The sequence below is a fragment of the Streptomyces sp. NBC_00328 genome, assembly GCF_036139655.1.
Lineage (GTDB): Bacteria > Actinomycetota > Actinomycetes > Streptomycetales > Streptomycetaceae > Streptomyces.
This window is the reverse complement of sequence record NZ_CP108013.1, coordinates 3,325,294-3,350,814: the sequence shown is the minus strand read 5'-3', so window position 1 is coordinate 3,350,814 and position 25,521 is coordinate 3,325,294. Positions and strand designations below refer to the sequence as shown.

The window sequence follows — 25,521 nt, the reverse complement described above, 5'->3', positions numbered from 1 at the left end:
GGGCCACCGACAAGTCCGAGGAAGGACAGCGCCGTCGATCGGAGTGCGGGTCGGGAGGCCGCGAGAGCATCCCGGTACCGGCATCCTGGCGCGTCCATCGCTGTGCGGGTCAAGAAGCCCGGGACATCCGGTACTTCACATACTCACTGTCGCTGCGGAAGATGACGCCTTTGATTGCCGTCACGGGTGGCCGCGGCCATGTTCAAGGACGCCACGACGGGTTCTGCGTCGCGACGTGCACTCATTGCGTAGCCGAGCAGACGGCGCGAGAACAGGTCGATGACGGTGGCCGGATACAGCTTGCCCTCACCGGTGGCGGTCTCTGTCATGTCGCCGCACCACACCTGGTCCGGAGTGTCGGCGGTGAAGTCGCGGCGGACAAGGTTGCGAACGCGGGCCGTTTGACGGGGCGGGTCGGCCCGCCCCGTCGGCGGATCTTCCGTCCGACCGGGTCGAGTTCGGCCATGAGACGCGCGACGGTGTTCACCGAGACGCGCCAGCCGGCGCGGATCAGGAGGAGCCAGACCTTCGGAGAACAGTAGGTGCCGCCGGAGTTCCTCGAAGATCTGCCGGAACGCTGTCGTACGCGCCGGGTAGGGGGCGTACGACGAGCATGACGAGGCGCGCCCGGGTGATATCCGCCTCTGTTGCACGAGCAGCTGATGGTCGGTGATACCGAGCTTGTTGCGCAGCACGCCGTTGGGCATGGCGTACGGATCGTTCACCCTGCCCGCCGCTCCGACGTCTGTCGGTGGCGGGCGATCGCGCGGGCGACAAGGGTGTCCGCGTCGAGGTCGCCCTTCACGTACGCCTCGGTGTCGCGGTCGGAGGCATTGGAGGCATGGAGCCCCTCGGCCTCGATGGAGCCGGTGGCCGAGGCGACGGCCGCACGTCGTGCCGCTCGGCCGCTCAGCGCCTCGATTCCGGGATTTTCTTCGCGCAGTGCTCCGAGTTGACGCGTGAGGGGCCGGCAGCGAGCTGCCGGCCCCTCACAGGGTGAACTCCGTGCCGGGCGGGCCGAGCCCAGCCTCCGCAGGCTCAGTTCGTGACCGTGAACCAGGTGGCCCGGGACTTCTTCCACTCGTCGTGGGTCAGGTCCTTGGCCTCCGTGCCGTCGGCGTACAGATCGGCGGAGCCGTCGTCGGTGATCAGCTGGGCGCGGGCACCGGACACCGTGAGGTCGGGGACGTCGGCGATCGCCTCCCAGCCGCCGGGGTCAGAGGTCGGCAGGTCGAGCCGCTTGACCGGCGCGTGCGCCGCGACGCCGTCCCAGGAGTAGAGGGCGTACGGGTCGGAGTTGTCGTCCGCGGCCCAGGAACCGGCCACGATCAGATACTGGTTCGACGCGTTCTTGCGGATGTCGCGGATCGACAGACCACCGAGGTCGAGTTCGATCGGCGTGCCGAACGCGGCCGCGGAGCCGCTGCTCAGTACCTTGTCGAAGTTGGTGACCGGCACGATCAGGGCCTTGCCGCCGGTCACCGCCGGGGCGAGCGGGGCGCGGAAGCCGACGTAGGCCGTGGTCGTCGAGCCCGGCGCGAACTCCAGGCCCTCCACGTTGAACCCGTCGATCTGCTTGGGCACCTGGCCGGTGGCGGTGCCCGCCGCGAAGCCGTAGCGGTTGCCGTTCGCCTTGTCCCAGGCGACGAGGTTGTCCCGCAGCTTCTTGTACGAACGGCCGTACGCCAGCGCGGTCGAGGCGCCGGAGCCGGTCACCGTCGTGGTGAAGACCGTGTTGCGGTCCGACTTGTACTCGCCGTCCTTGTTGTTGCCGAGCGAGCCCGTCCAGTAGATCGTGTTGCCGACGCGGGTGGCGGCCTCGATGTCGACCTCCTTGGAGGCGCCGATGTTCGAGGAGAAGTCCCAGGTCTTGACCGGAGCGCCCGACGCCGAACGGTCGTACAGACGCAGGACGTTGGACTCGTCGTCCGCGACGACCACATAGCCGCCGCCCATGTCGACGGCCGCCGAGGCGTCGCTGGAACCGGTGAAGTACCGGGTGCCGGCGGCGCCCTGGACGGCGGCCGACGCGGCGTAGTGCAGCGTCTTGGTGACCGTCCTGCCGTCCACGCCGGTCACCTGGACGGTGAGGTCGGTGTAGCCCTGGCCGCGCGCGGCGACGGCGACCTTGCGGGTGGCGCCCGTGCCCGTGACGGTGGCGTCCGCCGTGGTCGCCACCGCGGTCCTGGTGCTCTTGGTGACCGTGACGGTGAGCGCGGCGGCGTCGGCCCCGCTCTGCGCGACGGTCACGGTCACGGCCGGATCGCCGGTGGCGCCCACCGCGCCCGACAGATACGAGGCCGACAGCGACAGGCTCGGCGTGCCGTAACTCGCCGCCTGCGCCTGGCTTCCCAGCCCCACGGCCGTGAGTGTCAGCACGGCGCCGATCACCGCGGCGGTCCTGCGGCCCGAGGGGAAAACGTAGTCCTGCACGGGGACCCTTTCGTCGGCTCTGCGTCGACGAGAAGGCTGAGCCGCGCCCGCCAACGTCAGGCCGCGTGAACCTGTCCCCGGAGTGAACAGTGCAGGTCACCGCGGGCGTTACCGGTCAGGCCGGCGAAATCCCGCTCCCTGCAAGGGTGTTGGGGGTGAGCATCCCCAAGGCCGCGGGGACGCTCCTACTCGTCGAACAGGGCTTCCTGCATGCCCTCCCGCGCCGCGCGCACCCGCTTGTTCCGGACGCCCACGACGACCGCGGTGACCGCGGCCGTCGTGCCCAGCGCGATCGGCACCATCCAGCCGCGGTTCACCGTGTGGCCCATCAGATGGTCCAGGGACAGCCGGCCCGGACCCGTCACCGCGAGCCCCGCCGCCGCCAGGCCGAGCGAGGCCGTGTACTCGTAGCCACCGCTCTGCGCGAAGAACCCGTTCGGTACGTGCACGGCCGCCGCGCCCGCCATCGCGCCGGCCGCCGCCGCACCGGCCGCGGGCGTGGCGAGGCCCAGCGCCAGCAGAGTGCCGCCGCCGGCCTCCGCGAGGCCGGCGGCCGTGGCGCTCGCCTTCCCGGGCGCGTACCCCATGGCCTCCATGGCCTGTCCGGTGCCCTCGATACCGCCGCCGCCGAACCAGCCGAACAGCTTCTGCGCTCCGTGCGCGGCCAGGACGCCGCCCGTGCTCAGACGGAGCAGCAGCAGTCCCAGATCACGCCGGTCGATACAGGTCACGGTGACTCCCAGTCCAGACGGCGGCAACGGTTTCCTCCCGGGTGACCACCGTCGCACCGATCGAACGGGGGCGACGGGCGCGCGCCGCCGTTCGGGTGGCGGGTGCGGGGAGCCGGTGTGAGGGTGACTCCCATGACCATTCAGGTAACGCGCCTCAGCGACCCGGCGGTCCGGGCCTTCGTCACCGCGGTGAACGCCCATGACCGGGACGCCTTCGCGGCGCTTCTCGCGCCGGGCGCCACCATGTCGGACGACGGCTCCGACCGTGATCTCGGGGACTGGACCGACCGGGAGATCTTCTCCTCGCGCGGCCATATGGACGTCGACAACGAGTCCGCCGAGGGGCGTTCCCTCCTCGTGCGGTACCGCAACGACACCTGGGGCGAGATGAAGACCAGGTGGAGCTTCACCGTCGACGACGGCGGCAGGATCAGCCGCTTCGAGACCGGCCAGGCCTGAGCGCCCGTCGCCCGTCGCTCCCGCCATCGCTCCCGCCCGTCGCCCCGCCCCGCCCCGCGCCTTGTCCGGGTGCGCTCCGGCTCCCGGGCGGTCGCCGAAGGGCCGCTCACCGAGCACGCGGTCGACCGAGGCCGACGGCGTGGTCGGACGGTGAGCGGCCCGGGTGCCCCGGAAGGCGCGGGAGGCGACACGGGGCGTCTGCGGGCGGCGGGGCCGCCGTGGAACTCAGTAGCCCTGGGCCGCGCCGTACTGCTCCGGCGTCAACTGCCCGGGCGCGTACGGCTGCTGCGCGTACTGCCCCTGTCCGGAGAGCTGAAGGTGGTCGGCCCCTCCGGGGACGGCCCGGCGGGCCCCGGCCTGCTCGGTCAGGCTGATCTGCCCGGCCTTGATGGTCGCGAGGCGCGGCGCGCGGCGGGCGATGGACGAGTCGTGGGTCACCATGATGAAGGTCAGCCCGTACTCGTGCCACAGCCCTTCGAGCAGGCCCATGATGTCGTCGCGGGTGCCCTCGTCGAGGTTGCCGGTCGGCTCGTCGGCGAGCAGCACCTTGGGCTTCTTGACCAGGGCCCGGGCGATGGCCACGCGCTGCTGCTGACCGCCGGACAGCTCGGTCGGGACGTGCGTGAGCCGTTCCCCGAGGCCGACCGAGCGAAGCGCCTCGGCGGCCCGCTCGCGCCGCTCGGCGGGCTTGACCCCGAGGGGGACGAGAGCGGTCTCGACGTTCTCCTGCGCGGTCAGCGTCGGGATGAGGTTGAACGACTGGAAGATGATGCCGATCTTCTCGGCCCGCAGCCGGGTCAGCTTGGCCTCGCTGATGGTGGCGAGGTCCACGCCGTCCAGCTCGACGCTGCCGGAGGTCGGCCGGTCGAGCCCGCCGATCATCTGGAGCAGCGTCGACTTGCCGCCGCCCGTGGGGCCCTGGATGACGAGCTGGTCGCCGTCCTCGATGGTGAGGTCGACGCCACGCAGGGCATCGACCGTCTCCTTGCCCCGCGTGTAGCGCTTGGTGACGCCGGTGAGCTTGTACATGAGGTTCTCCGAGGATGAAGGGGGTGGGGGCGCCGCGGCCCGGGGGGAGTGGCCGCGGCGCCCCGGCTCAAGGGGTGTGGCCCGGGGGCGGGTTACGAGACGCTGCGGAGCGCGTCCGCCGGGCGCATCCGGGAGGCGCGCCAGCCGCCCATCGCGCCGGCGATCAGACCGCCGGTGACGGCCAGGCCCACGGCGAGCGCGATGGTGGTCAGCGAGACCGGCGCGGACAGGGCGATGTCGACGGTGTTCTTGGCCGCGGAGGACGCCGGCCCGCCGGGACCGCCGCCGCCGGGGCCGCCCATTCCGCCGCCGCCGGTGGAGCCGAGCTCCGCCGTCAGCTTCGGGCTGATCGCGGTGACCGTGTAGGCCGCGCCGAGCCCGAGGGCGATACCGAGGACGCCGCCGAGCAGACCGTTCACGATGGACTCGCCGACGACCTGACGGGTGACCTTGCGGGAGGGCCAGCCGAGCGCCTTCAGGGTGCCGAACTCGCGCACCCGGCGGGAGACGGCGGAGGAGGTGAGCAGCGCCGCGACCAGGAACGCGGCGACCAGGACCGCGATGGACAGCCACTTGCCGACGCTCGTGGCGAGGTTCGAGGCGGTGGACAGCGAGCCGGAGACGGTGTCCGCGAGGTCGGCGGAGGTGGTGACGGTCGTCCCGGAGATGTTCTTCTGGATGGTCGTCTTGACCGTGGAGATCTGCTTCGAGTCGGTCGCCTTGACGTAGATCGTGGTGACCTTGTTCTTGGCGTCGCCGAGCGTCTGGGCCTGCTTCAGCGGCACGTAGACGTCGGTGGTCGACTCGCTGCTGTCGGGCGTCGCGATGCCGATGACCTTGTACTTGGTACCGGAGATCTTGAAGGTCGAGCCGACCTTGTACTTGTTCTCCTTGGCGTACGACTTGCTGAGCACCGCGACCTTCGCGGAGGTCTGCGCGGCCGTGAACGTCCTGCCCGTGGTGATCTTCGAGGTGGCCAGCGGGCCGAGGTCCTGCTGGGTCACGTCGACGCCCGCGACGGAGTAGGAGTTCACGTCGAAGGAGGCGCCGCCGCCCTGCACCTGCGGCGCGCCGGTGCTGCCGCTCTGGCCGCCGGGCCCGCCCTGCTGGCCGGAGCCCGAGGTGGTGGACTTCGCCTTGCCCTGGGTGAAGGAGCCGTCGACCTTGGTGACGTTCAGGCTCAGCGCGCCCACCGCGCTCGCCACGCCCTTCTGCGCGGCGACCTCGGTGACGAGCGAGGACTTCAGGGACTGTCCTCCCTGGGTCATCACCCGGTCCGAGCTCTGTGTCTTGCTGCTGTCCGACTTGGCGTCGAAGTCGAACTTCGGGCGGCCCGACGAGTTGCCCGTCGGGGCCGACTGGGCCTTGGTGACCGTCATGTCCGTGCCGAGCCCGTACAGCGACTTCAGGACCTTGTCCTGGGCCTGCTGCATGCCGGCCGACACCGAGTTGACGGTGATGACCAGCGCGATACCGAGCGCCAGACCCATGGCGATCACCAGCGCCGCCTTCTTGCGCCGGCTCAGCTCACGCTTGAGATAGATGCCAAACATCCCGTTCCTCAAAGGTTCTTGGCGCCCCGGTGGGCGCGGCCAAAAACTATGGAGAAACCTTTGAGCCGGGCTGAGTAAGAGATGTGTGAGGGCTGAGAATCCGGACCCCGGAATCAATATTGGGTCAGACAGCCCCTTCTCAGCCTTTCAAGGGCTCATTGCCAGGAAACCCCTGTTGAGTGGCTCCGCGTGCGGACGGGCGGGCCCGCCGCGGCGCATTTCCGGTGGACGTGTGGCCGGTTCCGGCGGTCGGCCCCGCTTCCGCGCGCACGGTTTTGCGCTCGCTTGGGAATCGGCGTTCCTTCTCTTGGTCACCCCGCTGTCAGGCTTCGCGGACGGACTTTGTACGGTCCCGGGATGCGTGATTCTTCCGGGCTCTCCCGCCGTGCCGCTCTGGGCCTCGCCGCCGCCGTCCCCCTCGCCGCCGCGACGGCCACGACCGCGTACGCCACGACGACGATCGGCGGTGCGAGGCTGGCCCGTGCCGGGATCCAGACGAGCGGCGCGTCGGGGCTGCCCGAGCACCTCACCGCCCGCTCCTGGCTGGTCGCCGACCACACCAGCGGCGAGGTGCTCGCCTCGTACAACGCGCACCGGCGTCTCGCGCCCGCCTCCACCCTGAAGATGCTGTTCGCGGACGCCGTGCTGAAGAAGTTCGAGCGCACGCGGACGTACAAGGTGGTCGACGCCGACCTCGCCGACGTCCCCTCCGGGTCCAGCCTCGTCGGCGTCAAGCCCGGCATCACGTACACCGTCGATCAGTTGTGGCAGGGCGTGTTCCTGCGCTCCGGCAACGACGCGGTGCACGTGCTCAGCCACATGAACGGCGGCATCGAGGCCACGGTCGCCGAGATGCAGGCGCTCGCGAAGGACCTTCAGGCCCTGGACACCCATGTGGTCAGCCCCGACGGCTTCGACCACCCGGGCCAGCTGTCGTCCGCGTACGACCTGACGCTCTTCGCCCGGCACGGTCTCGCGGACGCCGATTTCCGCGGCTACTGCTCGACCAGGACCGCGGACTTCCCGGCCGGCGGCAAGAAGACCTTCCAGATCCAGAACACCGACCGCCTGCTGACGGGCGCCTGGGGCATGAAGCCGTACGAGGGCCTGATAGGCGTGAAGAACGGCTACACGAGCCATGCCGGCAACACCTTCACCGGCGCGGCGACCCGCGACGGACGGACCCTGCTCGTCACGGTGATGCACCCCAAGAGCGGCGGCAACGGGGTCTACGAGGAGACGGCCCGGCTTCTCGACTGGGGTTTCGGGAAGGGTGCGGACGCCGAGCCGGTCGGCACGCTGGTCGGTCCGCTCAGCGAGGGCGGCGCGAGTGCGAAGCCCACGCGGAAGGCGGCGAAGGCGGCGGCGGGCGCTCCGGCTCCGGCGGCCGCCGGGGAGGGAGACGGCGCGCCGTGGGGACTGGTCGGCGGGGCCGGGGCGGCGCTGGCACTCCTCGCGGGCGGCGCGTTCGCGCTGCGCAACCGCAGGCGCCGGTCCGCCGGGGAACCGGCCGAGGCGGAAGGCGGCGGTCAGGGCTGATGACGGGGGCAGCCGCTCCGCGGTCCGGTGCACGCCTCGCGGTCCCGCGCGAGGCGGGCCCCCGCCCGGGCCGCGGAGTGACTGCCACCTCCCCCTCGGAGTGGACCGTGGTCGTACCGAAGTCGTGTGCTCCAACTGTGAAGCCCTGATGGGGGAGATGATGAGCATAAGCGCACCAACGGCTTATATGGTCCGGAGATGCGGCTTCCGTATGTGAGGGTTGAGCCGTTGACCGTTTCTTGGTGAACCACCGGGGCCCGCCGTACGTGAGGCCCGGCGGATCCGGCCTCTACGCCTACATCTAGGCCTGCGCCTACGCCTGCACCTAGGCCTGGCGCTGCGCCTCGCCCGGGTAGCGGACGCCGACGTGCTCGCGGATCGTGTCGAGCGTCCGCATCACGGCGAGCGTGCCGTCGAGCGGGACGAGCGGGGACTCGGTCTCGCCGGCGCGCAGGGCACGCATCACCTCGGCGGCCTCGTGCTTGAGGCTGTTGCGGGGGCCGGAGGAGGGGTCGGCACGGAAGGTCTCCGGTTCGCGGCCGTCGCGGTGCAGGACGAAGTGCTCCGGGAAGAAGAAGCCGCCCGGGATGTCGATGCGGCCCGCGGAGCCGGTGACGGAGGCGGCGACGGGCGTGCCGCCGTTGATGGAGCAGTGCACCGAAGCCAGAGCGCCGCTCTCGAAGGAGAGCAGTGCACCCGTCTGGAGATCGACGCCCTCGTCGGAGAGCACTGCTCTCGCGGCGATGTCCGAGGGCTCCCCGAGCAGCAGCTGCGCGAACGACACCGGATAGACGCCGAGATCGAGCAGCGCGCCGCCGCCCTGCGCGGGATCCCGCAGCCGGTGCGAGGGCGGGAACGGCCCGGCCAGACCGAAGTCGGCCTGCACCGTGCGCACGTCACCGATCACCCCGTCGTCGACCAGCGCCTTCAGCCGCCGGACCAGCGGATTGCAGTACATCCACATGGCCTCCATCAGGAAGCGGCCGTTGCCCCGGGCGAGCGCGACCAGCTCCTCGGCCTCCCGCGCGTTCAGCGTGAACGCCTTCTCGCACAGGACATGGCGGCCCGCCTCCAGGCACATCCCCGCGGCCACCCGGTGGGCCGAGTGCGGCGTGGCGACGTACACGACGTCGACGTCCTCGTCCGCGGCGAGCGAGGCCCAGTCCCCGTACGCCCGAGGAATCCCGAACCGTTCCGCGAACGCCTTCGCCGAGGGTTCCGTCCGTGAGGCGACGGCCACCACCTCGGCGTCCGGCATGTCGACCAGGTCCGCCGTGAACGCCGCGGCGATCCCGCCGGTCGCCAGAATCCCCCACCGCACGCGTTCACGCTCGCCCGTCATGCCCGCCCCTTGATCCGTGACTCCGAACTCGCTGCTCGAACTGAGAGCATAGGGGCCGCATCTTTCCGAGAGGGGGGCACATGCCCGAGCGTGGCCGCACCACGCGGGACCAGGAGAGCCCGCGAGGGCATATACCGGAGGCAGGGACCGCGGGCACCGCGCCGACGGTCGCCGAGGCGTCACCGCCGGCCGCCGGAGCCGAGTCCGGCGCCCCGGCGCGACCGCACGCGGAACCCCGCGGTCCGCGCCGCACCGGACTCCTCGTCACCCTCGTCCTCGGCGGGCTCACCGCCACACCCCCGCTCGCGATGGACATGTACCTCCCCTCGCTGCCGGAGGTCACCGGCTCCCTGCACGCCCCGGCCGCCACCGTGCAGCTCACGCTCACCGCGTGCCTCGCGGGCATGGCGCTCGGGCAGCTCGTCGTCGGACCCATGAGCGACAGGTGGGGCCGCCGGCGCCCGCTGCTCGGGGGCCTCGCCGTCTACGTCCTCGCCACCGCCCTGTGTGCCCTCGCGCCCGGCATCGGCCTCCTCGTCGCCTTCCGCCTCGTCCAGGGGCTCGCCGGCGCGGCCGGGATAGTGATCGCCCGCGCGGTCGTCCGCGACCTGTACGACGGCGTGGCGATGGCCCGCTTCTTCTCCACCCTCATGCTGATCTCCGGCGTCGCCCCGGTCGTCGCGCCCCTCATCGGCGGACAGATCCTGCGCTTCACCGACTGGCGGGGCGTGTTCGTGGTCCTCACCGCCGTCGGCATCGCGCTGACGGCCCTCGTCTGGGCGAGACTGCCCGAGACCCTCGAACCCGCGGACCGGCACGGCGGCGGCGTCGGCGAGGCGCTACGTGCCATGCGCCGGCTGCTCGCCGACCGCGTCTTCACCGGGTACATGCTCGCGGGCGGCTTCACCTTCGCGGCCCTGTTCGCCTACATCTCGGCCTCCCCGTTCGTGATCCAGGACCTGTACGGCGCCTCCCCGCAGACCTTCAGCCTGCTCTTCGGCGTGAACTCCGTCGGCCTCGTGATCGCCGGGCAGATCAACGGCAAACTGCTGGTCGGCCGGGTCGCCCTGGAAAAGGTCCTCGCCACCGGCCTCGCCCTCGTCGTCCTCGCCGCGACCGCGCTGCTGCTCATGTCCACCGGCGCCCTCGGACGGGTCGGGCTCGCCCCGGTCGCCGCCGCGCTGTTCGTGCTGATGTCCGCCATGGGCCTCGCCCTGCCCAACACACAGACGCTCGCCCTCATGCGCGTACGGCACACCGCCGGTTCCGCCTCCGCGCTGCTCGGCACCTCCTCCTTCCTCGTCGGCGCGGTCGCCTCACCCCTCGTCGGCGTCGCGGGAGAGCACACCGCCGTCCCGATGGCCGTTGTCCAGCTGGTGGCCGCGCTGGTGGCCGTCGGCTGCTTCGTGGGACTGTGCCGTCCCCGGCGGACGGGACACACGGTGAACGGGAAAGGGGCGGAGAACTGAGCGCGCCAAGACTGCGGCACGGCACGCCGGAACGCGCCGGACTCGACGCCGGTGAACTGCGCGGGCTCGTCCACGAGGTCCGTGCCCTCACCCGCGGGGACGACCCGTGGGCGGCGGGCGTCGTGGTGGTCGCGGGGCGCGGCCCGGTCATCGCCGTCGAGGAGGCGGCGGGCTGGGCGGTCCGCTGCACGGCCTACGACGCGGACAAGGACACCGGGGTCGAGCTGCCGCCGCACGCACGGGTGCCGATGACCGTGCACACGCCCTTCGACCTGGCCTCCCTCACCAAGCTGTTCACGGCGGTCGCCGCGGTGCAGCAGCTGGAGCGCGGCACGCTGGGCATCGAGGCGCGCGTCGGCGCGTACCTCCCGGAGTTCCGCGCGGCCCGCGAGCACGGCATCACCGTACGGCAGCTGCTCACCCACACCTCCGGGCTGCGCCCCGAACTCCCGCTGTACGACTGCCCGGACGACACGGCCCGGCTGGCACTGCTGCGGGCCGAGGCCCCCTCGTCGAAGCCGGGCGAGTACCGGTACTCCGACATCAACCTGCTGCTCCTCCAGTTCGTCCTGGAACGCGTCACCGGCCGGGGGCTCGACGTCCTCGTCCGGGACGGCATCACGCGCCCGCTCGGGATGAACGCCACCGCCTTCGGACCCTGCCCCGGCGCGGCGGCCACGGAGGACCAGCGGCGGCCGTGGGCCAAGGCGGACCGGGGCATGCTGCGGGGGGTGGTGCACGACGAGAACGCCTGGGCGCTCGGCGGGGTGGCCGGGCACGCCGGCCTGTTCTCCACCGCGCGCGATCTGGCCGTGTTCTGCCGCACCCTGCTCGCGGGCGGTTCGTACGGCCCCGCCCGCATCCTCGGCCCCGACTTCGTCGAACTCCTCCTCACCCCGCCCGGCCTCGGATTCGCCCTCGACCAGCCCTGGTTCATGGGCACCCTCGCGGGCCACGGCGCGGCCGGCCACACCGGGTTCACCGGCACCTCCCTGGTCCTGGACCCGGCGACGGACACGTTCCTCGTCCTGCTCGCCAACACGGTCCACCCCCGGCGCCGCCCGGCGGACAACGCGCCCCGGGCGGCGGCGGCCACCCGGCTGCGGCGGGCGGTGCGCGGGACCTGAGCGACCGGCCGGGCGGTACGGGGTGCGCCGGCACCTGAGAGAATCGGGCCGTGAACGCCCCCGTACCCTCCGCCGACACCCTGCGCAGCGCCCTCGCCGGACTGCTCGACGGTCTGCCGCCCAAGGCCGCCGCGCAGGCGGTCGAGCGGCTGATCGCGAACTACCGGGGGACCACCCCGACCCACACGCCGATCCTGCGGGACCGCTCGGACGTGGCCGCCTACGCCGCGTACCGGATGCCCGCGACGTTCGAGGCGGTGTGCGCGGCGCTGGAGGCGTTCGCGGACGCGGTGCCCGGCTGGGCGCCCGGGAGCCATGTGGACGTCGGCGGCGGCACCGGCGCGGCCACCTGGGCGGTGAACGCGACCTGGGACGGCGTCCGCCCGGTGACCGTGCTCGACTGGGCCGAGCCGGCCCTCGCGCTCGGCCGGGAGATCGCCGCCGCCAACCCGGAACTGGAGGGCGCCGCGTGGCAGCGCTCTCGTATCGGAGCGGCGCTCACCATCGAGAGCACTGATCTCGTCACGGTCTCGTACGTCCTCGGCGAGCTCACCGAGGACGACCGCGCCTCGGTCGTGGACGCGGCCGCGAGCGCCGCCCAGGCGGTGGTGATCATCGAGCCCGGCACCCCCGACGGCTACACCCGGGTCCTCGCCGCGCGCGAGCGCCTGATCGGCGCCGGCTTCCACGTCGCCGCCCCCTGCCCGCACAGCGCCACCTGCCCCATCGTCCCGGGCCAGGACTGGTGCCACTTCTCCGCGCGGGTCGCCCGTTCCTCCCTGCACCGGCAGGTCAAGGGCGGCTCCCTGCCGTACGAGGACGAGAAGTTCAGCTACGTCGCCGCGACCCGCTTCGAGCCCGCCCCGGCGCCCTCGCGCGTCGTGCGCAAGCCGCAGATCCGCAAGGGGCAGGTCCTGCTCGACCTGTGCGGGCAGGACGAGGCACTGCGCCGGGAGACGGTGACCAAGCGTCACGGACCGTTGTACAAGGCGGCCCGCGACGCCGAGTGGGGCGACGCCTGGCCGCCGCCCGGGGACGCCTTCTAGGTGCCCCGCAGCTCCTGGGTGCAGCACTTCACGCTTCCGCCGCCCTTGAGGAGCTCGCCGAGATCGACGCCCACGGGAACGAATCCGCGTTCCCGGAGCGGGTCGAAGAGGCCCGTCGCCTCCTGCGGCAGCAGCACGTGCAGTCCGTCCGAGACCGCGTTGAGGCCCATCGCGGCGGCGTCCTCCGGTGTGGCGGTCAGCGCCTCCGGGAACAGCCGGCGCAGGACCTCGCGGCTGCCGGGGGAGAAGGCCGGCGGGTAGTACATGATCTCGTCGGTGCCGTCGTCGAGGACGGCGAGGGCCGTGTCCAGGTGGTAGTAACGGGGGTCGACCAGGTCCAGGCCGATCACCGGGCGGCCGAGGAACTCCTGTGCCTCCCCGTGCGAGAGCGGGCTCGCGCGAAAGCCCCGGCCCGCGAGCAGGTACGACCCCGTGACGACGAAGTCGCCCTCTCCCTCGTTGACGTGCTCCGGTTCGCGGATCCGGCCGTACCCGCGGGCGCGGAACCACTCCAGATGCGCCGCCGCCTCCGCCTCGCGCTGCGGGTAGGCGAACCGGGCACCCAGCACCCGCCCGTCCACGACCGTCGCGCCGTTCGCCGCGAAGACCATGTCCGGCAGACCCGGGCGGGGGGCGAGTTCCTCGACCGAGTGGCCGAGAGAGCGGTAGCGGTCCCGGAGGTCCTCCCACTGGGCGAGGGCGAGCGGCACGTCGACCGGCTTGGCGGGGTTCATCCACGGATTGATCGCGTACGTGACGTCGAAGTGCACCGGTGGGCACATGAGGTAGCGCCGGGGCGTGGCGCGGCGAAGAGGGTGCAAGGAGGGCTCCTTACGCAACCGCAGGGGCAGTTGATGCTCATGGTGCGGTGCGCCCGGCCCCGGGAGCGGGAGGCGTGCGGGAGGCGTACGGGCGGGGGTCCCCCGATCCGCCCCACCGCGCCCGATCCGCCGCCTCCCGCGTCACCGGGCCCACGCTGCCCCGGTCCGCCCGAGTGGCGTCGGTCTCGTACGACTACACGGGCGCGCCGGTCGACTACACCCCGCACGGGCCGGCCCCCTGCCCGGTGTCCGTGAAATCGCCACTAATCATGCAATAACACATGATCAGGGCCTGGTGGACGCATCGCCCCACCTACCCCGGTTGTCTGCTCCGGCCACCCGGAGCGCAGGATGGTGGGACGATGGGGCAAGGACGAGTCGCACTACGGCGAGGCGAGGGGATAGATGAGCGCAGAGTTCGGTCACCGCTCCGGCACGCGGGGCAGGATCTCGAAGTGGCTGCGCGGACGCCGGCCCAAAGCCCCGGCGCAGACGTCCGCCGACGGCCGTGAGGCCCTGCTGCTAGCCGCCGCCGCCGCGGGGCTGCCGCTCGCGCAGGCCGCGTACCCCTCCGGCTACCGCTGTTCCTGTGACCGCGTCGGCTGTCCCACCCCCGCGCGCCACCCCGTCTCCTTCGCCTGGCAGACGCAGTCGACCACCGACCGCGCGCAGATCGAGCGCTGGGCCCGGCACCAGCCGAAGGCGAACTTCATCACCGCGACCGGCATGGTGCACGACGTCCTGGACGTGCCGCTGGACGCCGGGCGCGAGGCGCTGGAGCGCCTGCTCGCCTCCGGCATCGAGGTCGGACCCGTCGCGGAGACCGGCGACGGCCGCATGCTCTTCTTCACCCTCACCCGCGGTACGCCCGAGGACGAGGACGAGTGGTGGCCCTGCGAGCTGGACTGCCACCCCGAGACGATGGACGAACACCCCGGCCTCCGCTGGCACTGCCGCGGCTCGTACGTCCTCGTGCCGCCGGCCCAGCTCCCCGGCGGTCTGGGCGTCGACTGGGTGCGCGGCCCCGAGCATCCGCTGCCGGACCCGCTCACGCTCCTGGAGATCCTGACCGACGAATGCGCCCGCTACGCCGGGGAGAACGGCGCGGACCGGCTCGCCGCCTGGCCCCACCGGGGCTGAGCCCCGGCCGGGCGGGGGACCGGCCCCGGACTACTCGCCCTTGGCGCCCGTCAGCCCCTCGACCCGTCCGAGGACGGACACCTGCCCTCGGCCCGAGCCCTTCAACGGGTCGATGACGACCTGGTTGGAGACGAACTCCAGGGTCAGGGACTGGTTGATCTCACCCCTGGTCAGGGCCTGCACCTCCGCGCCGGGGGCCGGGATCTCGGTGCCCGCGGCGGCGGTCTCCTTCTCGAAGCGGTGCGTGGCGAAGAACACCAGCGCCCCGCCGTCCGCGGTGCGCAGCCCCACCGGCGCGTAGTCGCCCGAGGTCAGCGGCTGGTCGATGTACTGCCGGGCGAGTCCGGGCCGGCTGGCGAACTTCTCGCGCTGGACCCGCCACTGCGAGGTGTGGACGCCGGTGGCGAAGGTGTCGCCGCCGGTCCTGAGATAGGTGGCGTACGTCTGCCCGAGCTTGCGCGGCTCGACCGCGAGCGCCGCGTCGTCGGCGGCGACGGGCTGCGCCCAGCCGTCCTCGTCCTTCGCGAACTCCGGTACGTCACCGGCCCCGAGGACCGTCAGATACGAGGCCTGCCACAGCTCGCGGGCGTCGTCCCGGGTGAAGACGAGTAGCCAGCGACTGCCCGGTACGCCCTTGTTGGCGGTCGCGTTCGCCACGAACCAGCGGGGCCAGCCGGCCTTCGCGGGGATCGAGAACTCGGCGTCGTCGAACTCCAGCGGCGAATGCGTGGGATTCCCGCCCGGTCTGCCGATGCGTCCGGCCTTCAGCTTGGCGCCGTCGATGTCCGCGAGCGGACCGGTCACCCGGTCCGCGTCCTTCGAACGGTCGTACGTCGCGTCCGCCTTGTTGTAGGCGGCGGTGAAGTCCTCCAGCGCGCGGGCGGCTTCGGCGCGGGTCGTGGCCGGCACGACCTCTCGTTCGCCGTGCACCACCACGCAGCCGCTCGCCGCCGCCCACAGCGCGGTCACCGTCGTCGCCGCCAGGGCGGGACGGCCGAGACGACGGAGACTAAGAGGCCTTCGAGGGCTGCGACCCGTGCGATCCCTGCTCATCAGGTGCCTTCACCTTCTTCTTCCCGGAGGCGAACCCTACCGGGGCGAAGAAGATCGTGAGCGTCGGCACCAAGTACAGGGCCCACACCGTGACCTGAAGGACGGTCGGGTCGGGCTGGAAGTTGAAGACGCCCTTCAGCAGGGTGCCGTACCAGCTCGACGGGTCGATCGTGCCGCTGATGTCGAAGGCCAGGTTCGTCAGTCCCGGGACGAAGTCGGCCTCCTGGAGGTCGTGGACGCCGTACGCGAGCACGCCCGCGGCGACGACGACCAGCATGCCGCCGGTCCAGGTGAAGAACTTGGCGAGGTTGATCCTCAGCGCGCCGCGGTAGAACAGCCAGCCGAGCAGGACCGCGGTGGCCAGGCCCAGCGCCACGCCGATCAGCGGGCGGGGCGTGCCGTCGCTGGCCGCGTGCACCGACGCCCACACGAACAGGGCCGTCTCCAGGCCCTCCCGGCCGACCGCCAGGAACGCGGTCGCGACCAGCGCGCCCGTTCCCATGGCGAGCGCCGCGTCCAGCCTGCCGTGCAGCTCGGACTTCAGGTGCCGGGCGGTGCGCCGCATCCAGAAGACCATCCACGTCACCAGGCCCACGGCGAGGATCGACAGCGAACCGCCGAGCAGCTCCTGGGCCTGGAACGTCATCTCCTGGGAGCCGAACTCCAGGGCGCAGCCGAAACCGAGCGCCACGGTGATCGCGACACCGATGCCGATCCAGATCGGCTTCAGGGCGTCCCTGCGCTCCGTCTTCACCAGGTAGGCGATGAGGATGCAGACGACGAGGCTGGCCTCCAGGCCCTCGCGGAGTCCGATGAGGTAGTTGCTGAACACGGCTACGCCTCCTTGGAGAACAGCGCCCGGCCCCACCAGTCGTCCTTGTCCCGGACGCCGGGCGGAACGGCGAAGACCGCCGAACTCACGTGCTGGATGTACTCGTTGAGCGCGTCGGAGCGCGACAGGCTGCGCTGGAGGGGGATGAACCCCTTGCGTACGTCCCGCTGGTAGGCGAGGAAGAACAGGCCCGCTTCGAGGCGGCCGAGACCGTCCGTGCCGTCCGTGAAGGAGTAGCCGCGGCGCAGGATCGTCACCCCGTCGTTGGAGTCGGGGTGGGCGAGCCGGACGTGCGCGTCGGGCTTCATCGCCTTCAGGAACGGCTTGTCGTGCTCCTTGGCCTTGCCGACGGGGGCGCCCTCGCCCTTGTCGCGGCCGAAGATGTCCTCCTGCTCCTGGAGCGAGGTACGGTCCCAGGTCTCGATGTTCATCCGGATACGCCGGGCGACGAGGTAGGAACCGCCGGTCATCCAGGCGGAGTCCGGGCCGTTGTCCTTCTCGTCGGCCCACACGAACTTCCGCAGCCGCGCGGTCTCGGTGCCCGCGATGTTGCGGGTGCCGTCCTTGAAGCCCATCAGGTTGCGCGGGGTCTGCGCGTCCGGGGTCGTGGACGACGTCTTGCCGAAGCCGAGCTGCGACCAGCGGATGGCGACCTTGCCGAAGCCGATGCGGGCCAGGTTGCGGATGGCGTGCACCGCCACCTGCGGGTCGTCCGCGCAGGCCTGGATGCACAGGTCGCCGTCGCTGCGCGCCCTGTCCAGGTTGTCGCCCGAGAAGGCCGGCAGATCGACGAGCGCATCAGGCCGCCGGTCCGCCAGATCGAACTTCCCGAACAGTGACGGACCGAAGCCGATGGTCAGCGTCAGCCGGGACGGCTTGAGCCCCAGCGCCTCACCGGTGTCGTCCGGCGGAGCCTCCGCCAGACCGCCGTACGCGCCCTCGCCGACCGCCTGTCCGGCGGTCATCCGGGCGGCGGCCTGCGTCCAGTCCTTGAGGAGCTGGACGAACTCGGCGCGGTCGTCCGTCTTCACGTCGAACGCGGCGAAGTGCAGCCGGTCCTGCACCGCTGTCGCGATGCCGGCCTGATGCGGGCCGTGGAAGGGGACGCCGGCACCGGTGTCGGCGCCGGCCGGATCGACGTCGTTGCCGACGCGGGTCATCGCGACGGCACCGCCGGCCGCGGCGGCGCCGAGCGCGAGCCCGGCACCGCCCCAGCCGATCAGGGAACGCCGGCTGGGCGCGGAGCCGGCGCGGGCGGGCTCGACGGGGCAGGCGCCGTCCGTGGCGTTCGTGCTGTCCGTGGCGTTCGTGCTGTCCGGGGTGTCCGTCATGGCGCTGCTCCTACTTCACGACGGCGGCGGCGAGCTTGGACAGGGGCTCGGCGAGCGCGTTGACGGCGTCCGAGAGCTCCTTGCGGTCGGCCTTGCCGACCTTGTCGTACGAGGTGAAGTCGTACGAGGTCTTGTCCGTGCGGTACTTGTCGAGCAGCGTGTTCAGCGCGGCGAACTGCTTGTCGAGCTCCGCCGTCAGCGCCGCGTCGTTCTCCGAGGCGACCGGCTTGAGCAGCTCGTACGCCTTCTGCGCGCCCTCGACGTTGCCCTTGAAGTCGCTCAGGTCGGTGTGCGAGTAGCGGTCCTCCTCGCCGGTGACCTTGCCGCTGGCGACCTCGTCGAGCAGTTCCTTGGCGCCGTTGGCCATGGAGGTCGGGGTGATCTCGGCCTTGCCGACCCGCTTCTGCCAGTCGGTCAGGTCGGTGACGAGCTGGTCGGCGAGCTCCTTCTCACGGTCGCCGATCTTCTTGTCCTGCCACAGGGACTTCTCCAGGCGGTGCCAGCCGGTCCAGTCCGTGGCCGGGTCCTGGCCCTCCTCCAGGCCGTCCTCGCGGACGTCGACCTTCGGGTCGATGTCACCGAAGGACTCCGCGACCGGCTCGGTGCGCTCCCAGCCCAGACGCGAGGAGGCGAACTCCTTCTTCGCGGCCTCGAGGTCACCGGCCTTGACGGCCTTGGCGAACGCCTCCGCCTTCGGCAGCGTGGCGTCGGCCTGCTCCTGCGCGTACTCGCGGTACGCGGCGACCGCCTTGTCCAGACGCGGGTCGCGCTTGGCGACCTTGCCGCCGGTGACCTTGACGGCCTGGCGGATGCCCTTGCCCTTCATCCCGGGCTTGCAGGCGATGGTGTACTCGCCGGCCTTCACCTCGGCGGTGACCCGCTGCTTGGTGCCGGGACCGATGTTCTCCCGCTCGCTGACGATCCGGTCGTCCGGGAACAGCAGGTAGACCTCGGTGACCTTGGAGCCCTTGTTCTCGATGTCGAGCTGGACGTGCCCCGCGGGGAACTCCTTCTTGGACACCTTGCACGCGGTGTCGCTGGCCGTTACCTGGATCGCGTCGCCGTTCTTGGCGTCGCTCTTCTGGGTGCAACCCGTGACGGCGGCCAGAGCGGTCGCGGTGGCGACAGCGGTGACAACGGACAGTCGAACGGCTCGCATGCAGGCTCCAAGAGAAGTCGGACAAGCCGCACGGCGGGGCCCGTTCGGCATGGTGAGGCTGGCCTAACTTATCTGAGGCTTGCCTCACTGATACCCGCCCGTGCGGTGATTCACCTCTCACAGACGCCGTACAGGAACGGCTTGATCACGGCGACTCAAAACAGACCCCATGGAAAGGTCAAGGGATGGTCAAGTGGAAGGGTTCGTCGCGTTTCGGGGCGATGAGCGCGGCGCCGGTCCTGGGGTGCGGGAACACCTCGACCGGCTGCCGGTAGACCTCGGTCAGCAGTTCGTCGGTGAAGACCTCCGCCGGCCGGCCGTGGGCCGCGACACGACCGGCGCACAGGATCGCGACCCGGTGCGCGTACGCGGCGGCGAGCCCGAGGTCGTGCAACACCACGACCACCGCGTCACCGGCGTGCGCCCTTTCCCGGCACACCCGCAGCACCAACTCCTGGTGCCGCAGGTCGAGTGCGGCGGTCGGCTCGTCGAGCAGCAGCAGTGGCGCGCGCTGCGCGAGCACCCGGGCGAGCGCCACCCGGGCGCGCTCCCCGCCGCTCAGCGCGGCGAACGAGCGGGCCGCGAAGCCGGTGACCTCGGCGGCGGCCATGGCCGCGCCGACCGCCGCGTCGTCGTCCTGCGGGCTGTGGGCCCAGGGAGCCCGCCCCATGCGGACGACCTCCTCCACGGTGAACGGGAAGGAGAGCGTCGCCGACTGGGGAAGCACGGCCCGGCGCAGGGCGAGTTCGGCGGCCGACCAGTCCTGCGCGGGACGCCCGTGCAGGCGTACGACCCCTTCCGCGGTGCGCAGATCGGCCGCCAGCGCGGCCAGGAGGGTCGATTTTCCCGCCCCGTTGGGCCCGACCAGTGCGAGGACCTCGCCCGCGCGGGCGGTGACGTCGACCCCGTGCAGCACCTCCCGGTCGCCGAGCCGGACCCGGAGGCCCTCGGTCTCGGCGAGCACGTCGCCGGGGGCGGGCGCGGACGGCGGCAGGAGCCGTGCCGTACGCGCGAGCCGCAGCCGCCCGGCGGTACGCGCGAGCCGGGACCCGGCCCTCGTGCGCGGGAATCCCGGGAGTCCCGGGAGCGTGCGCCCGGTGTCGCTTCCGGCGGATCTCACGCCCAGCCTCCTTGCCTGCGACGGGTCCTGCGCAGCAGCCACAGGAAGAACGGGCTGCCCAGCAGGGCGGTCAGGACACCGAGGGGGAGCTCGGCGGGCTGTGCGATCGTCCGGGCGGCGAGGTCGGCCGCCAGCAGCACGGCCGCGCCGCCGAGCGCGCTGCCGGGGATCAGGAAGCGGTGTCCGGGCCCGGCCGCCATGCGCAGCAGATGCGGTACGACCAGACCGATGAAGCCGATGATCCCGGAGACGCTGACGGCCGCCGCGGTGAGCAGCGCGATGACCAGCACGAGGACGAGCCGCAGCCGTTCGACGTCGACGCCCAGGTGCCGGGCCGGCCGTTCGCCGAGGGACAGCAGATCGAGCCGGCGGGCGTACAGCGGTGCCAGGGCCAGGCCGGTCGCGGCGCAGGGCAGGACCGCGAGAACCTTCGGCCAGGTCGCCTGAGCCAGCGATCCCAGCTGCCAGAAGGTGATCTGGCTGACGGCGGCGGAGTCCGCGAAGAACAGGAACAGTCCGATCAGGGCGCCGGTGAAGGCGTTCAGGGCGATCCCGGTGAGGATCAGCGTGACGACCTCGGTGCGGCCGCCCGAGCGGGACATCGCGTAGACGACCAGGACCGCGGCCAGTCCCGTGACGAAGGCGACGGCCGGGACGGTGAAGGTGCCGAGGAAGCCCAGGCCGAGCGCGATGGCGGCGACCGCGCCGACCGCCGCGCCCGACGAGACGCCGATGACGCCCGGTTCGGCCAGCGGATTGCCGAACACGCCCTGCATCAGAGCGCCCGCGCAGCCCAGCGAGGCGCCGATGAGCAGCGCGAGCACGATCCGCGGGAAGCGCACGTCCCACAGGACCGACTCCGGGACCCGGTCCAGCGCGGCGCCCCCGAGACCGGCGCGGTGCGCGACGGAGGCCAGCACGTCCCCGGTGGGGATGGGGTACGCGCCGAGCCCGGCGGCCACGGGGACCAGGGCGAGCAGGACGGCGAGCAGCCCGGCGGTCAGGAGCCAGGGGGCGCCGTGGGCCCGCCCCCGCACGGGAGCGGTGGCGGCCTCGCCGGTGACCGGTTCGGCGGGCGCCCCGGACGCCGGGCGGTCGAGGGCGGTCATCGGGCGTCCCCGTACAACTGCCGTACCAGCGAGCGCAGTACCTGGTCCGTGCGCGGCCCGTAGTTGAGAAGCACGCCGTCCTCGACGGACACCACCCGGCGCTTCGTGCCGGCCGGGGTCTGCGCCACCCCCGGGATCTTGACGAGTCCGTCGGTTCCGCCGACGGACGCGAGGCCCTTGGACATCACGAGGATCGCGTCGGGCGCGGTCCGGACGAGCGCCTCGGTGGTGATGGCGGTGAAGTCCTTGTCCAGGCCCGACTCGGCGCCCGCGTCGACCGCCCCCGCCGCCTCCAGCAGCGAGGTCGCGCCCGAGCCGCGGCCGCCGATGAGATAGACGGAGGCGGAGCCGCGCAGATAGAGGAAGGCGACGCGCGGGTGGTCCGCGTGCGGCGGAATCGCCTTGCGCACGGCGGCGATCCGGTCCTGCGACCGCTGTGCCAGCCGTTTCCCCGCCGCCGGGACCCCGAGGGCGTCGGCGACCGTCCGGATGCGCGGGCCCACGTCGGCGAGGCCGCGCGCGGGGGCGACGACCAGGACGGGGACACCGGCGTCGCGGATCTGCTCCATCGCTTCCTCCGGTCCGGTCGTCGACTCGGCGAGGACGAGGTCGGGGTGGAGGGAGAGCACGCTCTCGGCGGAGACGTCGTGGTTGCGGGTGACGACCGGCAGTTCCCTGGCCTGGTCGAAGGTGGCGGTGATGTCGCGGGCGACGACCCGGTCGCCGAGCCCGAGCGTGAAGACGATCTCGCTGAGGCTGCCGGACAGGGGAACGATCCGGTCGGCCTTCTCGACGGTCGTCCGCGGTCCGCCGAACGACCGCACCGTGACCGGGAGTCGGGGCTTGCCGGGGGACGCCAGGGGTTCGACCCGGTCGGTGCCGTCCGATCCGTTCGTCCCGGCGGCTCCGGTGGCCGCCGTCGGCGCGGGGCCGGCGGAGCCCCCGCATCCGGTCAGGGTGAGGGCGAGCGCGGACAGCAGCGCCCCCGCCAGTCGTGTGCGCAAGCGTTGCACTGTCCCGTTGTTCCTCTCGGTCCTCTTCCAGCACGTCCGGTCGATAGTTTAGGTTAGCCTTACCTAAGTCGCCAGGGGTTCTCCGGACCCCGGAATCCGGAGGACACCCATGACCGCGCGTTCGAGGGCCCTGGGGGCCGCCGTGGTCTGCGTGGCCGTGCTGGGGGCCCTGCTCACCGCCACGGCCGCGCACGCGGCGAGCCGCACCGTGCGGGGCGGCCGGCTCGACTGGGGCATCAAGTCGTCCTTCCAGAGCTATGTCACCGGGCCCATCGCGAAGGGGAGTTACTCCCTCACCGGGGGCGCGGCCACGGTCGGCGCGAGCCAGTTCCGCTTCCACTCCGCCACCGGCTCCTACGACGGCGACACGGGCGCCTTCACCGCCGCCTACTCCGGCGGAGTCCGCTTCACCGGACACCGCGAGAGCGGCGGCGGCTACGAACTCGACCTCACGATCAGCCGTCCCGTCGTCCGCATCACCGGCGGTGGCGGCACCCTCTACGTCGACATCACCAGCAAGGCGAAGGGCACCGGGACGGTCACGACGTCCACAGGGGTGCCCTTCGCCGCCCTCTCGCTCGGCGGCATCGACATGAAGGGCGGCGGCACCGCCGTCCGGCTCGACAACCTTCCGGCCAGGCTCACTTCACAGGGAGCCCGGTCCTTCGCCGGCTACTACACGGCGGGTACGGCACTCGATCCGGTGAGCCTGGAGGCGGACGTCCCGGCCCCGGCCCGGCCGTCGGCCACGCCCACCGCGAAGCCGTCCGGGTCCCCGGCGAAGAAGGCCGGGAGAGCGAAGGCGGACGCGATCGAGGACGGAGTCGTCGACTGGGGAGTGCGCCGCACGTTCCGCGAGTACGTCACCGGGCCCGTCGCCGACGGGAAGTGGACGCTGACCTCCGGGGCCCAGGACGGCGGCGCGCTCTTCCGGTTCCCGGCGGGCGAGGGAACGTACGACGCGAGGAAGCACGTCCTGAGGGCCGCCTTCGACGGGGCTCTGCGCTTCACCGGCCGGCAGGGGCTCGACCTCGGGCTCGGCGGAGTGCGGGTCACCGTCGAGGACGGCGAAGGCACGCTCTACGCCGATGTGGCGAGCGCGGACCTCACCGGGAAGAAGGTCCCGCTCGTGACCTTCTCCGCCAAGGGCATGAAGCCGAAGGGCGGACTGCTCCAACTCGCCGAGGTGCCGAGCACGTTGACGGCCCGTGGCGCCAAGGCGTTCGGCGGGGTCTACCGAGCAGGCACGCGCATGGACCCGGTGACCCTCTCGATCGCCCTCACGGACGACGCACGGCTCCCCGCCCTGCCCGACCTCGGCGAGTCCGCGTCCCCCTCGCCCGCGCCGCGTGCGTCGCGGACGCCCGGCGCGAAGGCTGCCACCGCGCCCCGCGCCGAGAACACCGCGAGCGGCGGCCCCGTCGGCGGATCGGCCCTGCCGGTCGCCCTCGCCCTCGGAGCGCTCCTCACGGCCGCGGCCGCCTTCGGCGTCGTCCGCAGGCGCCGCACGCCCACCGACTGACCCGACCCACTCCCACGCCCAACACGCCCCCGACCGAACCCCGGCGCCGGCTCGCCCCCAACTCCGACGCACCCCCCGAACCACTCCCCGTCCACTCCACTTCGTTCCCCGTACTCCACCGATCCCTGCGCCCCGGCGCAGGACGCTCACCCCCGAGGAGACCCACGACCATGGCCGCCCATCGCCACCGCCCTCTCGCACTCGCCGCCGCCGTCGCGGTCGCCCTGGGGGCCGGCGCCTTCGCCGTGACCAGCGCGTCCGCCGCCGAAGCGCCGCTCAAGGACTACGAGTTGACCTGGGGCATCAAGCAGTCCTACCGCTCGTACGTGACCGGGATGGCGGCCGGGACCTTCACCCCGTCCGGCGGAGCGACGCAGGCGGACGGCAACGGCGTCTTCACCTTCACCGACGGCAGCGGGACGTACGACTCCGGCACCCATGCCGTACGGCTCGGCTTCGCGGGCAGTCTGAAGATCGCCTCCAAGCTGCACGGCTTCGAACTCACCCTGTCGGACGTGAAGTTCGACAGCGCGGCGGCGGAGATCACCGCCGATGTCACGAGCGGCGGCACGATCCGGGAGGACGTCCCGCTCGCCGATGTCACCGTGACCCGCACGATGACGGACATGGAGACCAGGCTGACGAAGGAGGCGGCGACCGTCCTCGGCAGCGCGGGCTACGAGGGGGCCGCGGGCGATCCGCTCTCCGTGACGCAGAAGCCGGCCGCGACGCAGACACCGACCGCGACCCCGACCGGGACCGCGACCCCGACCGGGACCGCGACCCCGACCGGGACCGCGACGGGCTCCGCGTCCCCGGAGCCGACCTCGTCCGCCTCGGCGTCCCCGTCGTCCTCGGACCCGGCCTCGGAGAGTGCGAGCCCGACCGCCTCGGCCTCCGGGACCGGCGCCCCCGCACGGGGCGAGATAGCGGACGGCACGCTCGGCTGGGGTGTGAAGCAGTCCTTCCGTACGTACGTCGTGGACGGTGCCGCCCAGGGGAAGATCACCGTGTCCGGCGGCGCCACGCAGGCCGCCGGCAACGGCGCCTTCACCTTCACGGACGCCACCGGTACCTATGACACCGACGCCGACACGCTCTCGGCCTCCTTCGAGGGCGCGGTCAACTTCAAGGGCCATGAGGCGAACGGCAGTTACGGCCTCGACCTCACCCTCAGCGACCTCGGCGTGGAACTCGACGGCGGCTCCGGCGAGCTGACCGCCGACGTCGACAGCCTCGGCAAGACCTCCGACGACGTCGTCCTCGCGGACCTGAGCACGGACACCGAGGGCCTGACGGCGCAGGACGACGTGATCACCCTCGACGGAGTGACCGCCAAGCTCACCAAGGCCGGCGCGGAGGCCTTCGGGGGCTTCTACGCCGAGGGCGCCGAGCTGGACCCGGTCGGTCTCTCGGTGGCGCTGAGCGACGACGCCGAACTGCCGGACGGGAACGGCGGGTCGGGCTCCGGTTCCGGTTCCGGCTCGGGCTCGGACGGCTCCGGTACGTCGTCGGGCACCACGGGCGGCGCGGGGACGACCGGGTCCACGACGGGCGGTGTGAGCGGTGCCCTGGCCTCGACCGGGTCGGAGGTGCCGGCCGGCGCGCTGGGGGCCGCGGCCGCGGTGACCCTCGCGGCGGGCGCCGGTGTGGTGGTCGCCATGCGACGGCGGCAGAACGCCTGATCCGCCGG

The 25,521-nt window shown here is 72.3% G+C and carries 23 protein-coding genes; 8 read left to right on the top strand and 15 right to left on the bottom strand.

The features are described from left to right. Positions 1–143: 143 nt before the first annotated feature. From OG485_RS14660 to OG485_RS14645, 4 genes are all read right to left on the bottom strand, one after another. On the bottom strand, positions 144–725 hold the full coding sequence (locus OG485_RS14660) for a DDE-type integrase/transposase/recombinase (protein WP_328668760.1): 582 nt from the start codon (positions 723–725) through the stop codon (positions 144–146). Then, the gene (locus OG485_RS14655; protein WP_328668759.1) at positions 722–1,081 is read right to left on the bottom strand and encodes a hypothetical protein; all 360 of its coding nucleotides are present in this window, start codon (positions 1,079–1,081) and stop codon (positions 722–724) included. Before OG485_RS14655 ends, OG485_RS14660 begins: the two co-directional genes overlap by 4 nt. Beyond that, positions 1,039–2,433: a hypothetical protein gene (locus OG485_RS14650; protein WP_443048697.1), complete on the bottom strand. Its 1,395-nt coding sequence runs from the start codon at positions 2,431–2,433 to the stop codon at positions 1,039–1,041. The genes OG485_RS14655 and OG485_RS14650 overlap by 43 nt, the downstream gene beginning before the upstream one ends. A gap of 185 nt (positions 2,434–2,618) precedes the next feature. Beyond that, on the bottom strand, positions 2,619–3,164 hold the full coding sequence (locus OG485_RS14645) for a DoxX family protein (RefSeq protein WP_328668758.1): 546 nt from the start codon (positions 3,162–3,164) through the stop codon (positions 2,619–2,621). Positions 3,165–3,296: 132 nt separating this feature from the next. On the opposite strand from OG485_RS14645, the gene OG485_RS14640 reads away from it, so the two are divergent. Continuing rightward, the gene (locus OG485_RS14640; RefSeq protein WP_328668757.1) at positions 3,297–3,623 is read left to right on the top strand and encodes a nuclear transport factor 2 family protein; all 327 of its coding nucleotides are present in this window, start codon (positions 3,297–3,299) and stop codon (positions 3,621–3,623) included. Positions 3,624–3,848: 225 nt separating this feature from the next. On the opposite strand, the gene OG485_RS14635 is transcribed toward OG485_RS14640, so the two are convergent. Next, complete coding sequence (locus OG485_RS14635) at positions 3,849–4,652, bottom strand: ABC transporter ATP-binding protein (protein ID WP_443048696.1); 804 nt, start codon at positions 4,650–4,652, stop codon at positions 3,849–3,851. Positions 4,653–4,744: 92 nt separating this feature from the next. Beyond that, on the bottom strand, positions 4,745–6,205 hold the full coding sequence (locus tag OG485_RS14630; protein ID WP_328668756.1) for an ABC transporter permease: 1,461 nt from the start codon (positions 6,203–6,205) through the stop codon (positions 4,745–4,747). 357 nt (positions 6,206–6,562) lie between these two features. Between OG485_RS14630 and OG485_RS14625 the strand changes: the two genes are divergently transcribed. Beyond that, positions 6,563–7,744, top strand: coding sequence for a D-alanyl-D-alanine carboxypeptidase family protein (locus OG485_RS14625; protein ID WP_328668755.1), 1,182 nt, complete (start codon positions 6,563–6,565; stop codon positions 7,742–7,744). A 325-nt stretch (positions 7,745–8,069) separates the two neighbouring features. Here OG485_RS14625 and OG485_RS14620 read toward each other — a convergent pair whose 3' ends face one another. Beyond that, a complete protein-coding gene (locus OG485_RS14620; RefSeq protein ID WP_328668754.1) occupies positions 8,070–9,086 on the bottom strand; it encodes a Gfo/Idh/MocA family protein in 1,017 nt (338 codons plus the stop codon). Positions 9,087–9,166: 80 nt separating this feature from the next. Here OG485_RS14620 and OG485_RS14615 point away from each other — a divergent pair, with 80 nt between their 5' ends. From OG485_RS14615 to OG485_RS14605, 3 genes are read left to right on the top strand one after another with little or no spacing between them, the layout of a single operon-like run. Further along, on the top strand, positions 9,167–10,555 hold the full coding sequence (locus OG485_RS14615) for a multidrug effflux MFS transporter (protein WP_328668753.1): 1,389 nt from the start codon (positions 9,167–9,169) through the stop codon (positions 10,553–10,555). Then, on the top strand, positions 10,501–11,682 hold the full coding sequence (locus OG485_RS14610) for a serine hydrolase domain-containing protein (protein WP_328668752.1): 1,182 nt from the start codon (positions 10,501–10,503) through the stop codon (positions 11,680–11,682). Before OG485_RS14615 ends, OG485_RS14610 begins: the two co-directional genes overlap by 55 nt. Before the next feature lie 50 nt (positions 11,683–11,732). Then, positions 11,733–12,728 carry a small ribosomal subunit Rsm22 family protein gene (locus tag OG485_RS14605; protein WP_328668751.1) on the top strand — a complete coding sequence of 332 codons (996 nt, stop codon included), beginning with the start codon at positions 11,733–11,735 and terminating at the stop codon, positions 12,726–12,728. Here OG485_RS14605 and ddaH read toward each other — a convergent pair. Further along, on the bottom strand, positions 12,725–13,549 hold the full coding sequence (ddaH, locus tag OG485_RS14600; protein WP_443048695.1) for a dimethylargininase: 825 nt from the start codon (positions 13,547–13,549) through the stop codon (positions 12,725–12,727). The genes OG485_RS14605 and ddaH overlap by 4 nt on opposite strands. A gap of 405 nt (positions 13,550–13,954) precedes the next feature. Here ddaH and OG485_RS14595 point away from each other — a divergent pair, with 405 nt between their 5' ends. Continuing rightward, on the top strand, positions 13,955–14,689 hold the full coding sequence (locus tag OG485_RS14595) for a bifunctional DNA primase/polymerase (RefSeq protein WP_328668750.1): 735 nt from the start codon (positions 13,955–13,957) through the stop codon (positions 14,687–14,689). Between the two features lie 30 nt (positions 14,690–14,719). Here OG485_RS14595 and OG485_RS14590 read toward each other — a convergent pair whose 3' ends face one another. From OG485_RS14590 to OG485_RS14560, 7 genes are all read right to left on the bottom strand, one after another. Further along, the gene (locus OG485_RS14590) at positions 14,720–15,742 is read right to left on the bottom strand and encodes a hypothetical protein (RefSeq protein WP_328668749.1); all 1,023 of its coding nucleotides are present in this window, start codon (positions 15,740–15,742) and stop codon (positions 14,720–14,722) included. Next, complete coding sequence (gene efeU, locus OG485_RS14585; protein WP_328453096.1) at positions 15,699–16,574, bottom strand: iron uptake transporter permease EfeU; 876 nt, start codon at positions 16,572–16,574, stop codon at positions 15,699–15,701. Before efeU ends, OG485_RS14590 begins: the two co-directional genes overlap by 44 nt. A 2-nt stretch (positions 16,575–16,576) precedes the next feature. Next, positions 16,577–17,905 (bottom strand): iron uptake transporter deferrochelatase/peroxidase subunit, encoded by a 1,329-nt coding sequence (gene efeB / locus OG485_RS14580; RefSeq protein WP_328668748.1) that lies wholly within the window; start codon positions 17,903–17,905, stop codon positions 16,577–16,579. Positions 17,906–17,915: 10 nt separating this feature from the next. Further along, positions 17,916–19,064 (bottom strand): iron uptake system protein EfeO, encoded by a 1,149-nt coding sequence (efeO, locus tag OG485_RS14575; protein ID WP_328668747.1) that lies wholly within the window; start codon positions 19,062–19,064, stop codon positions 17,916–17,918. A gap of 178 nt (positions 19,065–19,242) precedes the next feature. Beyond that, positions 19,243–20,085, bottom strand: a complete 843-nt coding sequence (locus OG485_RS14570) for a heme ABC transporter ATP-binding protein (RefSeq protein WP_443048915.1) — start codon at positions 20,083–20,085, stop codon at positions 19,243–19,245. Positions 20,086–20,180: 95 nt separating this feature from the next. Next, a complete protein-coding gene (locus OG485_RS14565) occupies positions 20,181–21,293 on the bottom strand; it encodes a FecCD family ABC transporter permease (RefSeq protein WP_328668746.1) in 1,113 nt (370 codons plus the stop codon). After that, positions 21,290–22,297: a heme/hemin ABC transporter substrate-binding protein gene (locus tag OG485_RS14560; protein WP_443048694.1), complete on the bottom strand. Its 1,008-nt coding sequence runs from the start codon at positions 22,295–22,297 to the stop codon at positions 21,290–21,292. The genes OG485_RS14565 and OG485_RS14560 overlap by 4 nt, the downstream gene beginning before the upstream one ends. A 118-nt stretch (positions 22,298–22,415) precedes the next feature. On the opposite strand from OG485_RS14560, the gene OG485_RS14555 reads away from it, so the two are divergent. Beyond that, positions 22,416–23,828, top strand: a complete 1,413-nt coding sequence (locus OG485_RS14555) for an HtaA domain-containing protein (RefSeq protein ID WP_328668744.1) — start codon at positions 22,416–22,418, stop codon at positions 23,826–23,828. Between the two features lie 170 nt (positions 23,829–23,998). Continuing rightward, positions 23,999–25,513, top strand: a complete 1,515-nt coding sequence (locus OG485_RS14550) for an HtaA domain-containing protein (RefSeq protein ID WP_328668743.1) — start codon at positions 23,999–24,001, stop codon at positions 25,511–25,513. The last annotated feature ends 8 nt before the right edge of the window (positions 25,514–25,521 follow it).

Coding starts and splice junctions, on each gene's coding strand:
- OG485_RS14640 (WP_328668757.1), top strand. CDS start 3,297: ATGACCATTCAGGTAACGCGCCTCAGCGACCCGGCGGTCCGGGCCTTC.
- OG485_RS14635 (WP_443048696.1), bottom strand. CDS start 4,652: ATGTACAAGCTCACCGGCGTCACCAAGCGCTACACGCGGGGCAAGGAG.
- OG485_RS14630 (WP_328668756.1), bottom strand. CDS start 6,205: ATGTTTGGCATCTATCTCAAGCGTGAGCTGAGCCGGCGCAAGAAGGCG.
- OG485_RS14625 (WP_328668755.1), top strand. CDS start 6,563: ATGCGTGATTCTTCCGGGCTCTCCCGCCGTGCCGCTCTGGGCCTCGCC.
- OG485_RS14620 (WP_328668754.1), bottom strand. CDS start 9,086: ATGACGGGCGAGCGTGAACGCGTGCGGTGGGGGATTCTGGCGACCGGC.
- OG485_RS14615 (WP_328668753.1), top strand. CDS start 9,167: ATGCCCGAGCGTGGCCGCACCACGCGGGACCAGGAGAGCCCGCGAGGG.
- OG485_RS14595 (WP_328668750.1), top strand. CDS start 13,955: ATGAGCGCAGAGTTCGGTCACCGCTCCGGCACGCGGGGCAGGATCTCG.
- OG485_RS14590 (WP_328668749.1), bottom strand. CDS start 15,742: ATGAGCAGGGATCGCACGGGTCGCAGCCCTCGAAGGCCTCTTAGTCTC.
- efeB (WP_328668748.1), bottom strand. CDS start 17,905: ATGACGGACACCCCGGACAGCACGAACGCCACGGACAGCACGAACGCC.
- efeO (WP_328668747.1), bottom strand. CDS start 19,064: ATGCGAGCCGTTCGACTGTCCGTTGTCACCGCTGTCGCCACCGCGACC.
- OG485_RS14565 (WP_328668746.1), bottom strand. CDS start 21,293: ATGACCGCCCTCGACCGCCCGGCGTCCGGGGCGCCCGCCGAACCGGTC.
- OG485_RS14555 (WP_328668744.1), top strand. CDS start 22,416: ATGACCGCGCGTTCGAGGGCCCTGGGGGCCGCCGTGGTCTGCGTGGCC.
- OG485_RS14550 (WP_328668743.1), top strand. CDS start 23,999: ATGGCCGCCCATCGCCACCGCCCTCTCGCACTCGCCGCCGCCGTCGCG.